Origin of the sequence: Pseudomonas sp. SH10-3B (genome assembly GCF_019891415.1) — a bacterium.
Lineage (GTDB): Bacteria > Pseudomonadota > Gammaproteobacteria > Pseudomonadales > Pseudomonadaceae > Aquipseudomonas.
Genome location: NZ_JAFLXD010000085.1, coordinates 1 through 11,365, shown reverse-complemented (window position 1 = coordinate 11,365; position 11,365 = coordinate 1). Strand labels below are relative to the sequence as shown.

Sequence of the window (11,365 nt, the reverse complement as noted above, 5' to 3'; positions counted from 1 at the left end):
ACATGGTCGGCCCGAAGGCCGCCACGGGAGCAAGTCGAATCGTCGCACCGTCCCTCCCACATTTGGACTGCAGTGTGCCTGTCAAACATCAAACAGTTGGAGCCCCTCCCATGGCCTTCACCCTTGAGCTGGAAGAATGGATCGGCAGTGCCTGGCACCGCTTTATCACCCGCCGCGCCAGTGTCGATTTCCCGGCGGCGCGGGTCGAGCTGGTCGACCGCCAGCGCAGCCTCACCGTATTGTTTCGCGCCCTGGGCGGTGCCAGCGGGATCGCCCTCGAAGCCGCCAGCGAACGCGACCTGCTGCTGCGCCGCAACCTGTTGATGCGCATCGCCGGCACCTGCAAGCAGGCGCCACTGGCCTCCTGCGATGGCAATCGTCTGCGCCTGCCGTCGAGCCTGGCGGTGTACCCCACCGTCGCGTTGAACCTGGAGTTGTACCGCTGGCTGGCGTTGCTGGCCGCCCATGCAGGCCCCATGACCCATTGGGCCCGCGACAACCAACGCTGGACCTGGCTGCTGCTGCAACGCTACCCGGCGCTGTTGCCCAGTTACCAGCGTCTGGTGGACGCGCATCTGAGCCTGCGCCCGGACCCGGCCAGCCTCAAACCCGGTGAAGCCGCCCTGGAAAAAGCCTTGCGCAAGGCCCTGCGCGAGCCCGGCAGCGTGCGCCATTTACCCCGCAGCGAACGCGCCGCCTGGCCGTTGCCCTTATGGCTTTACCCGCCGTTGCACCTGGACACGCCCCAGGCCCTCGACCTTGAAGACGACGCCGACGACCTCGCCACCCCGGCTGGCGAGCAGCAGGGCGCGCCCAAACGCGCCAGCCGTGTGGATGATCACAGCCGTGATGGCGGCCTGCTGGTGGTACGCCTGGAAAACCTGTTCAGTTGGACCGAGCACGTCGACCTTGATCGCTGGGCCGACGACAGTGAGGACCCGGACGCCGCTCGCGTCGCCGAAGACCTCGACCAGTTGAGCCTGTCGCGCCAGCGCGTGCGCAAGAGCGGCGGCTTGAAGCTGCACCTCGACCTGCCGCCCGCCGACGTCGACGACATCCCCCTCGGCGAGGGCATCAAGCTGCCCGAGTGGGATTACCGTCAACAATGCCTGCAACCCGGTTTCGTCAATCTGCAACTGATGCAGCCACGTGCCGATGCACCGCAGCCGTTACCGGCCCGATTACTCGGCCCGGCCCAGCGCCTGCGCCGCCAGTTCCAGCAACTGCGCACCGACCGCCAATGGCTGCGCCAGCAACCCCAGGGCGCGGAGCTGGACCTGCAAGCCTGGGTGGATTTCCAAGTGCAACGCCAACACGGCGCCTGCACCGAACGCGGCTTGTACCAGGAGCAACGTCACACCCGACGCGACCTGGCATGCCTGCTGCTGGCGGACCTGTCGATGTCCACCGACGCGCATCTGAACGACGTGCAAAAGGTCATCGACGTGATCCGCGACAGCCTGTTGCTGTTCGGCGATAGCCTGGCCGGGCTGGGAGATGCGTTTGCGCTGTATGGTTTCTCGTCCCTGCGCCGCCATCAGGTGCGCCTGCACCCGCTCAAGACGTTCGAGCAAGCCTATGACGACCGCACGCGTGGCTGTATCCAGGCGCTCAAGCCGGGTTACTACACGCGCATGGGCGCCGCGATTCGCCAGGCCACCCACCTGCTGGGGGCGTGCAAACAGCGGCGCAAGTTGTTGTTGCTACTGACCGATGGCAAGCCCAATGACCTGGATCTGTATGAGGGCCGCTACGGGGTCGAAGACACCCGCCAGGCAGTGGTCGAGGCGCGGCGCCAGGGCCTGATTCCGTTCTGCATCACCATCGACAAACAGGCCGGGGATTACTTGCCCTACATGTTCGGTGCCCATGGCTACACCCTGATCCGCCAGCCGGAGCAGTTGCCGCTGCGGTTGCCCCAGCTGTACAGGCAGTTGACCGAGGGTCAGTAGAAGTCGCGCGGCAACCAGAAGAACATGGCGATGCAAAACAGCGTCAGGCTCAGGCAGAACCACTGGAAGCGCCGCAAGCGAAGGGCCTGTACGCCGGCGTCCGAGGCGGGCAGGGCCATGCCGCAATCCGTGCACTGCTGGTGCTTGTCGGCATTGCGCTGCTGGCAGTACAGGCAGGTTTTCACTCGAATTGCTCCAGGCGCAGCCGGTCCAGAATGGCGATCTGGCGTCCGTCCTGGGTGATGATTTTTTCATCGATCAGGCGCCGGATAATCCGCGAAAAGGTCTCCGGCTGGATCGACAGGTGCCCGGCAATCAACTGCTTGGCCATGGGCAGTTCGAATGTGGCGTCGGTGCTGTGCAGGCGCATCAGTTGGGTCAGCAGGTAGCGCACCACGCGGTGGGTGGCGTTTTTCAGCGACAGGGTTTCGATCTCGTTGACCCGCTGGTGCAAGCGCACGCACAACGTGCCGAGCAGGGCGAAGGTCAGGCGGCTGTTGCTGTGCAGCAGGCGCATGTAGGTGGCGTTGGACAAACGGTACAACTGGGTGGGGCACACCGCTTCGGCGCAGGCCACGTAGTTGGGGGTGTCCATCAGCATCATGGCTTCGGCGAAGGTCTGGCGCTCGCCGATCACTTCGAAGACCTTCTCCTGGCCGTCGGGGGTCAGGCGGTAGATCTTCACCGCACCGGCAATCACGAAGTAAAACGCATCGGCCGGTTCGCCCTGGCGGAACAGCGGCTCGCCCTTGTCGATACTCAGCAACTGGCTGTTGCCCATCAGCTCGTTGAGCTCTTCGTCGTTCAGCGGTTCGAACAGGTGATGGCTGCGCAGGATCTGGTGGTGCACGCGATGCAGCACCATGCCCGGTTCCTTGAACAGCAGTGGGGCGTTCACACCAGCACCAGCGAAAGCCCGCTGGCGGCGGCCAGCATGGAGCCGAGGATCACAAACCAGGCGAGGGGGACATAGGCGTTTTTCATCATGGCTCCAAAGCACACTAAAAGTGTTTTGTAGGAGCGAGCTTGCTCGCGAAAAACCCACAGACACCGCGTTTAATCAGGATGCCCGCGTCATCGTTAACGTTCTTCGCGAGCAAGCTCGCTCCTACAGTGAGCGCAAGCGTAAGCGTTGCAGTGGGTTTGCGACTTGATCTACGACAAGGGCAACGCACGCCCGTCGGCGCAAGATTGCCGCAGTCCTGAAGGGAGACCGTGTTATGCAAGTGCTCGACCGGCGCAAGGCAATGTCGATTACCCCGTTGTTTCGCCTGGCCTTCCGGCCATTCTTCCTCGGCGCCTGTGTATTGGCGGCGCTGGCAATCCCCTTGTGGCTGCTGGCCCTGGGCGGGCACCTCGGCACCTGGCAACCCGCCGGCGGCTGGCTGGCCTGGCACCGGCATGAGCTGCTGTTCGGCTTTGGCCTGGCGATCATCGCCGGCTTCCTGCTCACGGCGGTGCAGACCTGGACCGGCCGCCCAGGCATCAGCGGCAATGCCCTGGCGCTGCTTGCCGGCGTGTGGCTGGCCGCGCGCCTGGGCTGGTTGTTCAACCTGCACTGGCCGCTGCTGGCGGTGCTGGAACTGACCTTCCCCCTGGCCGTGGCCGGCGTGATGGGCTGGACCCTGTGGCAGGTACGCCAGAAGCGTAATTACCCGATCGTGCTGGTGCTGGCGCTGTTGACCGTGGCCGATGCGCTGTCGTTGTATGGCTTGCTGCGCAATGACCCCGGCCTGCAGCGCCAGGCGGTGCTCACCGGTCTGTGGCTGGTGGCGGCGATGATGGGCTTGATCGGCGGACGGGTGATTCCGTTTTTTACCCAGCGCGGTCTGGGGCGGGTCGAGGCGGTCAAGCCCTGGCCATGGCTGGACCGGACGTTGCTCGGGGCTTCGCTGCTGGTCGCCGTGCTGTATGCCGCCGGGCCTGCGCTGGCCGCCAACCCAGGGATCGGCCTGCTGTTCGCCGCCCTTGGGCTGGGGCACTTATGGCGCTTGGTCCGCTGGCATGATCGCGGCCTGTGGCGAGTGCCGTTGCTCTGGTCGTTGCACCTGGCGTACGCCTGGCTGGCCGTGGCCTGCCTGGGTATGGCGCTGTGGCACTTCGGCGCGCCGCTCAATCCCAGCCTGGCCGTGCATGCATTGACCATCGGCGCCATGGCCGGGCTGATCCTGGCGATGATCGCCCGCGTCAGCCTGGGCCACACCGGCCGCCCGTTGCAGCCGCCCGCGGGGATGACCCTGGCCTTTGGGCTGCTGAACCTGGCGTGTGTGTGCCGGGTGGTGCTGGTCCTGCTGTTGCCGATGGCCGCGTTGTGGCTGGCGGGAGTGTGCTGGACCGTCGGGCTCGGCCTGTACCTGTGGCGGTATGGCCCGATGCTGTGGCAGGCACGGGTCGATGGGCATCCAGGTTAGGGGGACGTCATGCTCTATTCCACCTTGTTGATCGTGCATCTGCTGGCGGCGATTGCCTTTATCGGCACGCTGTTTTTCGAAGTGGTGATCTGGCACAGCGCCCGTGACGAATTGGCCTGGTCCGCGCAGTTCACCTCCGACCACGCCATTGCACGGCGTTCGCGCCAGGTACTGCACGGTGTGGTGGTGTTGCTGTACGGCGCGGGCATCGGCCTGGCCTGGCACTATCGCGGGCTGTTGGTGGTGCCTTGGGCCAGCCATTTCGCCGCGCTGTTGAGCCTGAAGATCCTGCTGGCCCTGAGCATCATCGGTCATTACCTGTGGCTGGCGTATCTGCTGAGTCACCAGCGCTTGAGCCCTCGGCGTGCGACGTGGATTCGTCGCAGCATCCTGGGGCATATGGTCGTGATCGTGATTCTGGCCAAGCTGATGTTGCGTTGATCAGGCAGGCGAACTGAGCGCCTTGGTAAACAACACGTCGTTCTCCAGGCGGATGTGGTCGCGCGGGTGTTGCTGCGGTAATGGAGTGAGATCCAGGGCAGATTGATAGGTATCTGATGTATAGAGATCAAATGTGGGAGGGGCGGTGCGACGATTCGACTTGCTCCCGATGGCGGCATGACAGCCGACCAGGATTTGGGATCAGACCGAGTACATATCCGTTGCTGCGGTAACGGCTACCTATGGTTCCGCCCTTACGGCGGGTCACTTTTGGAAAAGAGCCCCAAAAGTAACCAAAAAGGCTCTTGCCCCAACACTCGGCACCTCGCCTAGGCTCGGTGTGCCCGAACGCAGGCTTGAATCCGTGGGCCGCCGTCATGGGCCATCCTTGGCCCAGGACGGCTAACCCGGCGTCCTGCCGGGTTACCCACGGATTCAAGCCTGCGTTCGGCCAGCGTGTTTGACGGGGCGCCTAGGATCAAGATCAAAAGCCAGAGCCAGAGCCAGAGCCAGAGCCAGAGCCAGAGCAACAGCAACAGCAACAGCAACGCGATCCGTTCTGTAGAGCCCCACACCTCAAGCGATCACATGCGGCGTCATGCCACGGGCGAATGTTGATCGTGGTCAAGGGATAACGGCGCGGTAGTTCCCACACTGTGGCGAACTTTCTGGAGGACCGTGTCATGCCCCTGTCTCTTGCGCAATTGCGCCGTAACTACACCCTTTATGGTTTGCGTGATGACTTGGCGCAGGACGATCCCCTGGTGCTGTTCGGTCAGTGGCTGGATCAGGCGCGCAAAACCGAGGTGCCTCCGGCGGAGGCCAATAGCATGGCGCTGGCCACCGTGGACAGCCAGGGCCATGCGCATTGCCGCATCTTGCTGCTCAAGGGTTTCAGCGCCGAGGGCTTTTTCTTTTTCGGGCATTACCAGAGTGCCAAGGGCGAGGAGTTGGCGAGCAACCCTCATGCGGCCATGACGTTTTTCTGGCCGGGGCTGGAGCGTCAGGTGCGTATCGAAGGCCCGGTGGTGCGGGCGGATGCGCAGCTGTCGGATGACTATTTCGATGCGCGCCCGGCTGCCAGTCAATTGGGCGCCTGGGCCTCGCCGCAAAGCCAGCCCCTTAGCCATCGCAGCGAGTTGGAGAGCCGCTTGCGTGAGGTCACCGAGCGTTTCGCCGGGCAGCAACCGCCACGCCCCGAGCATTGGGGCGGCTATCGCCTGCAGCCGCAGCGCATCGAGTTCTGGCAGGGCCGGCCCGACCGCCTGCATGACCGCCTCGACTACCGCCTGCACGCGGGCATTTGGCAGCGCACGCGTCTGGCCCCCTGAACGAGATACCTCCTTGGAGGAATAGGCCCTGCGCCCGTTGCGGCGCAGGCTGATGGCAACTTTCTTGACGCCTGGAGCCTTGATCATGGCCCATTTGAAACAACGCAATTTCGTGCCCCTGAACATCGCCGTGCTGACCATCAGCGACACCCGTAGCCTCGACACCGACACCTCCGGCCAGACCCTGGTGGACCGCCTCGAAAGTGCCGGGCATGTGCTCATCGACCGTGGCCTGGTGATCGACGACATCTACCAGATTCGTGCGCAGGTCTCCCTGTGGATCGCCGATCCCGAGGTGCAAGTGGTGCTGATGACCGGCGGCACTGGTTTCACTGCCCGCGACAACACGCCCCAGGCGGTGTTGCCGTTGCTGGACAAACATGTCGAAGGCTTCGGTGAGCTGTTCCGCCAGGTGTCCCTGGCCGAGATCGGCACCTCCACCTTGCAGTCCCGTGCGTTGGCCGGCCTCAGCAACGGCGTGCTGGTGTGCTGCATGCCGGGTTCGCCGGGGGCGTGTCGCACCGGCTGGGATCAGATCCTGGCGGGGCAGTTGGACAGCCGCACCGGCCCGTGCAATTTCGTGCCGCACCTCAAGCCCCAGCCCGAGCAAATCCTGCAAGCCTGCGAGTCGCGTTCATGAGTGTCTCGGTGTGTGACAGCGGCCACCTGATGCCGGTGGACGAAGCCATCGCCACACTGCTGGCCCAGGCGCCGCCACCGCCGGCCACCCAGGTGATCGGTCTGGAGCAGGCGTTGGGGCGGGTGGTCGCCGAAGAACTGTTCTCACCCCTGGATTTGCCCGGCTTCGACAACAGCGCCATGGACGGCTACGCCCTGCGCGCCCAGGACGTACCGGCCGAAGGCGGCTACCTGATGCTTGCCGGGCGCGTTGCGGCGGGGCAGCACAGCACGACGAACGTGCAGGCCGGGCAGGCCGTGCGCATTTTTACCGGCGCGCCGGTCCCGCCCGGCGCCGACACAGTGGTGCCCCAGGAGCGTTGCCGCCTGTACGGCCAGCGCATCTGGTGCCCGCCGGTACGTCTCGGCGAGCACGTGCGCAAGCAGGGTGAAGAGCGGCAGCGCGGGCAGACCCTGATCGCCGTCGGCAAGCGCCTGCGTGCCCTGGACATCGGCTTGCTGGCTTCGGCGGGTATCCCCCGACTGAAAGTCTATCGGCCGCTGCGGGTGTGCCTGCTCAGCAGCGGCAACGAGCTGCGTGATCCGGGTGAGGCGCTGGTGCCGGGGCAGATCTACAACAGCAACCGCTATGCCCTGGCCGCGTTATTGCGTGGCTGGGGCGTGGACGTGCACGACTACGGCGTGATGGCGGATGAACTGGCCGCCAGCCGTGATGCGCTGGCCCTGGCCTCGTCCGAATGCGACCTGTTGCTGACCTCGGCGGGTGTGTCGGTGGGGGAGGAGGACCATCTCAAGCAGGCCATCGAAGCGCTTGGCCGCGTGGATTTCTGGCGCCTGGCGATCCAGCCCGGCAAGCCCCTGGCGTTTGGCGAAGTGGCGGGCAAGCCGTGGCTGGGCCTGCCCGGTAACCCGTCGGCGGCGCTGATCACCGCGTTGGTGGTGGTGCGTCCGTTCCTGCTGCGCGCCCAAGGTGTGGAGCGCGTGCTGCCGGTGCCGATCCAGGTGCCGGCCGCGTTTGAATGGCTCAAGCCCAATAAGCGCCGCCAGTACCTGCGTGCACGCCTGAGCCCCGGCGAGGACGGGCAATTGCGCGCCGTGCTGCACCCCCAGCAAAGCTCGGCGATGCTGACCGCCGCCTGTTGGGCCGATGGCCTGGTGATCGTCGAGCGTGAGCAGCAGGTGCTCAAGGATGAACCGGTGCCGTTTGTGTCTTTTGCCGAATTTTTGTGAGGAGCCCCCATGCAACTGGTCTGCCCGGCAGGCAACCTGCCTGCGCTCAAAGCCGCGGTGCGCCAAGGCGCCGATGCGGTGTATGTCGGTTTTCGCGATGACACCAATGCCCGGCATTTCGCCGGGTTGAACATGGACGACAAACAGTTCGACGGTGCCGTCGCCTTTATTCGCCAGCACCAGCGCAAGCTGTACGTGGCGGTCAACACCTACCCGCAACCGAAGATATGGGCACGCTGGCAACGCGCCGTCGACCGCGCGGCGGACCACGGCGTGGACGCCCTGATCGCCGCCGACCCCGGTGTGCTCGACTACGCCAGCCGCCAACATCCGCACATGGCGTTGCACCTGTCGGTACAGGGCTCGGCCACCCATGCGGCGGCGCTGAAGTTCTATGCCGAACGCTACGGCATTCGCCGCGCGGTATTGCCCCGTGTGTTGTCCCTGGCCCAGGTCAAGCAGGTGGCGGCGAGCAGCCCGGTGCCCATCGAAGTGTTCGGGTTTGGCAGCCTGTGCATCATGGCCGAGGGGCGTTGCCACCTGTCTTCCTACATCACCGGCGAGTCGCCCAACCTCTGCGGCGTGTGCTCGCCGGCCAAGGCGGTGCGCTGGAGCGAAGACGCCGAGGGCTTGAGCGCGCGCCTGAGCGACGTGCTGATCGACCGCTACACGCCCGACGAACCCGCCGGTTACCCGACCTTGTGCAAGGGCCGCTTCCTGGTCGGCGGCAAGCGCTTCCATGCCCTCGAAGAACCCACCAGCCTCGACACCCTCGACCTGGTGCCGGAGCTCACCGCCATCGGTGTCGAAGCGGTCAAGATCGAAGGCCGGCAACGCAGCCCGGCGTATGTGGAACAAGTCACCCGCGTCTGGCGCGCCGCGCTCGACGCCCACCGCAACGCACCGGCCAGCTTTGTGGTCAAGGACCAATGGCGCCAGGTGCTGGCCGGGTTATCCGAAGGCAGCCAGACCACTCTCGGCGCCTACCATCGTGCATGGCAGTGAGGAGACACAGATGAAACTCAGCCTGGGACCGGTGCTGTTTTATTGGGATAAGGAACACCTGGGGCGCTTCTACTCGGACATGGCCGGCTTGCCCCTCGACGTGATTTACCTGGGCGAAACCGTGTGCGCCAAACGCCGCGCGTTCTCCCTGGATCATTGGTTGGGGCTGGGCCGGGAACTGCAAACCTACAGCTCGGCGCAGATCGTGTTGTCGAGCCTGACCTTGATCGAAGCCGCCTCCGAACTCTCGAGCCTGCGCCGCCTGTGCGACAACGGTGAACTGTTGGTGGAGGCCAATGACATGGGCGCGGTGCAGATGCTGATCGAGCGCAAACTGCCCTTTGTCGGCGGCCCTGCGCTCAACCTCTACAACGGTCACGCCCTGGTGCAATTGCTCGACGCGGGCATGCAACGCTGGGTGCCGCCGGTGGAATGCTCCCAGGGCCTGATCGCCGACGTGCTGGAACAGGTGCGCGAATTGGGCCGGCCATTGCCCGAGGTGGAGATCTTCGCCTACGGCCATTTGCCCCTGGCCTACTCGGCGCGTTGCTTCACCGCCCGCGCAGAGAACCGCCCCAAGGACGACTGTCAGTTCTGCTGCATCAACTACCCCGACGGCATGGCGCTGACCAGTCAGGAAGGGCAGGCGTTGTTCACCTTGAACGGCATCCAGACCATGTCGGCCGACGTTACCAACCTGCTGGCCGATTACGCCGGCCTGGTGTCCAGTGGTGCGAATCTGTTGCGCCTGAGCCCACGGGCTGAAGGCATGGTCGAGGTGGTACGCGCCTTCGACCACGTGCGCCAGGGCGCCACCCCGCCGCTGTATGTCGATGGCTGCAACGGCTACTGGCACGGCCAGGCGGGCATGTTGCGGGTTGAGGAGGTGGGGCTGTGTTGAGTCGTAAACAATGGCTGCTCAAGGGCGCCGATCAGCTCTTCCCCTTGATCCGCCGCGTGCCGTTTGGCGTGCAGCGCCTGGTCTTGCAGCAAGCCCTCAACCGCTGCCTGGCCGAACCCCTGCGCGACGGCGGGTTTGACCTGCTGCGCGGGCGTTGGATGTGTTTGCGGATTCCTGACCTGGGGTTGTGCTGGTACCTGACCTTGGCGCGGGACGGGTTGCGGATTGCGCAAAAGGCCGAGGCGCAGGTGAGCATCAGTGGTAATTGGCGGGAGTTTCTGTTGCTCGCCAGCCGGCAGGAAGATCCGGATACGTTGTTCTTTCGACGCCGGTTGGTGATTGAGGGGGATACGGAGTTGGGGTTGGGGCTGAAAAACTTGATCGACAGTTTAGACCCGGATGTGTTGCCGCCTTGGTTGTGGCGGAATCTGGAGCGGGCGGGGCGGGCGTCAGCGGTCCACAGCGGGCACTGATCAGCCGGCCTGATAGCCCATCAACTGTTCTTCGCACAAGATCCGAATGGTGCGCCGCTGCACCTCGATCAACCCGCCTTCCACCAGCCGGTGCAGGATCCTTGAAAAGGTCTCCGGCTGGATCCCCAGCTTCGACGCCACCAGGCGCTTGGGCACTTGCAGCACCACCTCGCCACTCAGCGCATCGCGCTCCTGGAACAGGAAGTTGATCACCCGGCGGCTGGCGTTGGCCAGGGTCAGGGTGTCGATGTCCTTGAGGCGTTGGTGCAGGTGGATGCTCATGCTGGCGAGGATTGCCAGGCAAATTTTCGGCTGGTCCTCCAGGGCCCGGCGGTAGTGCTGGCCTTCGATGCTGACCAGCACACTGTCCTTGAGCGCGGTGGCGCTCACTGGATAGGCCTTGGCCTGGGTGAACAGCAGGGCTTCGGCAAAGGTCTGGCCGGGCTGGATGACTTCGACCAGGTGTTCCTGGCCTTCGCCCGTGACCCGGTGCAGCTTGATCTGGCCGCTGACCAGCAGGAAAAAACGCTCGGCCGCGTCGCCCTGATGCATCAAGGGCGCATGGCCGGGCAGGCGCTTGAGGTTGGCCAGGGTGCAGACGTCCTGGAAGGTTTTTTCCGGGAGTTGGCTGAACAGGTGATGGCGACGCAGGGTGAGGACGATATGGGGATGGGTGAGCATGTTTGGGCCTCCGCAATGGGGTAGCGTAGGGAGCTTGGCGCGGGGTTGATATGCCTCTGTGGGGGTACCTCTTGCGGGGTTTGTGTGAAAAATGCGGGAGCGGGCTTGCCCCCGATGAGCGTAAGTATCTACACAACTTAGGTTAGGCCCTGTACCTGCGATGGCGAAGGGGCTCGCTCGCGGACGGCCTCACAGCTGGCAGGTATAGAGCGGGTGAAACGCGGGCCAAAAGTGGGAGCGGGCTTGCTCGCGAATGCGGTGTGTCAGTGAATACATCTTTGACTGAACCACCGCTTTCGCG

Annotated in this window: 12 protein-coding genes; 9 read left to right on the top strand and 3 right to left on the bottom strand. The window is 64.6% G+C overall.

The window, feature by feature from the left end; translation table 11 throughout:
• The first annotated feature begins 110 nt into the window (after positions 1 to 110).
• The gene (locus J1G35_RS29915; protein WP_223016802.1) at positions 111 to 1,952 is read left to right on the top strand and encodes a VWA domain-containing protein; all 1,842 of its coding nucleotides are present in this window, start codon (positions 111 to 113) and stop codon (positions 1,950 to 1,952) included.
• Here J1G35_RS29915 and J1G35_RS29910 read toward each other — a convergent pair.
• A complete protein-coding gene (locus tag J1G35_RS29910) occupies positions 1,946 to 2,137 on the bottom strand; it encodes a hypothetical protein (RefSeq protein WP_027607190.1) in 192 nt (63 codons plus the stop codon). The two genes, J1G35_RS29915 and J1G35_RS29910, sit on opposite strands and share 7 nt — an antisense overlap.
• The gene (locus J1G35_RS29905; RefSeq protein ID WP_053134436.1) at positions 2,134 to 2,817 is read right to left on the bottom strand and encodes a Crp/Fnr family transcriptional regulator; all 684 of its coding nucleotides are present in this window, start codon (positions 2,815 to 2,817) and stop codon (positions 2,134 to 2,136) included. Before J1G35_RS29905 ends, J1G35_RS29910 begins: the two co-directional genes overlap by 4 nt.
• A gap of 355 nt (positions 2,818 to 3,172) precedes the next feature.
• Between J1G35_RS29905 and J1G35_RS29900 the strand changes: the two genes are divergently transcribed.
• From J1G35_RS29900 to J1G35_RS29865, 8 genes are all read left to right on the top strand, one after another.
• Entirely contained in the window at positions 3,173 to 4,363 is a 1,191-nt protein-coding gene (locus J1G35_RS29900; RefSeq protein WP_223016801.1) for an NnrS family protein, read from the top strand.
• A gap of 9 nt (positions 4,364 to 4,372) precedes the next feature.
• Positions 4,373 to 4,804: a hypothetical protein gene (locus tag J1G35_RS29895; RefSeq protein WP_223016800.1), complete on the top strand. Its 432-nt coding sequence runs from the start codon at positions 4,373 to 4,375 to the stop codon at positions 4,802 to 4,804.
• Positions 4,805 to 5,487: 683 nt separating this feature from the next.
• Positions 5,488 to 6,135, top strand: coding sequence for a pyridoxamine 5'-phosphate oxidase (gene pdxH, locus J1G35_RS29890; protein WP_053134398.1), 648 nt, complete (start codon positions 5,488 to 5,490; stop codon positions 6,133 to 6,135).
• 85 nt (positions 6,136 to 6,220) lie between these two features.
• Positions 6,221 to 6,775 (top strand): molybdenum cofactor biosynthesis protein B, encoded by a 555-nt coding sequence (gene moaB / locus J1G35_RS29885; protein ID WP_223016799.1) that lies wholly within the window; start codon positions 6,221 to 6,223, stop codon positions 6,773 to 6,775.
• On the top strand, positions 6,772 to 8,004 hold the full coding sequence (gene glp, locus J1G35_RS29880) for a gephyrin-like molybdotransferase Glp (protein WP_223016798.1): 1,233 nt from the start codon (positions 6,772 to 6,774) through the stop codon (positions 8,002 to 8,004). Before moaB ends, glp begins: the two co-directional genes overlap by 4 nt.
• A gap of 9 nt (positions 8,005 to 8,013) precedes the next feature.
• Complete coding sequence (locus J1G35_RS29875; RefSeq protein ID WP_223016797.1) at positions 8,014 to 9,009, top strand: peptidase U32 family protein; 996 nt, start codon at positions 8,014 to 8,016, stop codon at positions 9,007 to 9,009.
• Positions 9,010 to 9,019: 10 nt separating this feature from the next.
• Entirely contained in the window at positions 9,020 to 9,910 is an 891-nt protein-coding gene (locus tag J1G35_RS29870; protein ID WP_223016796.1) for a U32 family peptidase, read from the top strand.
• On the top strand, positions 9,904 to 10,383 hold the full coding sequence (locus J1G35_RS29865) for an SCP2 sterol-binding domain-containing protein (RefSeq protein WP_053134428.1): 480 nt from the start codon (positions 9,904 to 9,906) through the stop codon (positions 10,381 to 10,383). The genes J1G35_RS29870 and J1G35_RS29865 overlap by 7 nt, the downstream gene beginning before the upstream one ends.
• Here J1G35_RS29865 and J1G35_RS29860 read toward each other — a convergent pair whose 3' ends face one another.
• On the bottom strand, positions 10,384 to 11,064 hold the full coding sequence (locus J1G35_RS29860; protein ID WP_065924648.1) for a Crp/Fnr family transcriptional regulator: 681 nt from the start codon (positions 11,062 to 11,064) through the stop codon (positions 10,384 to 10,386). It lies immediately after the preceding gene.
• Positions 11,065 to 11,365 lie beyond the last annotated feature (301 nt).

Coding starts and splice junctions, on each gene's coding strand:
- J1G35_RS29870 (WP_223016796.1), top strand. CDS start 9,020: ATGAAACTCAGCCTGGGACCGGTGCTGTTTTATTGGGATAAGGAACAC.
- J1G35_RS29905 (WP_053134436.1), bottom strand. CDS start 2,817: ATGGTGCTGCATCGCGTGCACCACCAGATCCTGCGCAGCCATCACCTG.
- J1G35_RS29875 (WP_223016797.1), top strand. CDS start 8,014: ATGCAACTGGTCTGCCCGGCAGGCAACCTGCCTGCGCTCAAAGCCGCG.
- J1G35_RS29900 (WP_223016801.1), top strand. CDS start 3,173: ATGCAAGTGCTCGACCGGCGCAAGGCAATGTCGATTACCCCGTTGTTT.
- glp (WP_223016798.1), top strand. CDS start 6,772: ATGAGTGTCTCGGTGTGTGACAGCGGCCACCTGATGCCGGTGGACGAA.
- J1G35_RS29895 (WP_223016800.1), top strand. CDS start 4,373: ATGCTCTATTCCACCTTGTTGATCGTGCATCTGCTGGCGGCGATTGCC.
- moaB (WP_223016799.1), top strand. CDS start 6,221: ATGGCCCATTTGAAACAACGCAATTTCGTGCCCCTGAACATCGCCGTG.
- pdxH (WP_053134398.1), top strand. CDS start 5,488: ATGCCCCTGTCTCTTGCGCAATTGCGCCGTAACTACACCCTTTATGGT.
- J1G35_RS29915 (WP_223016802.1), top strand. CDS start 111: ATGGCCTTCACCCTTGAGCTGGAAGAATGGATCGGCAGTGCCTGGCAC.
- J1G35_RS29860 (WP_065924648.1), bottom strand. CDS start 11,064: ATGCTCACCCATCCCCATATCGTCCTCACCCTGCGTCGCCATCACCTG.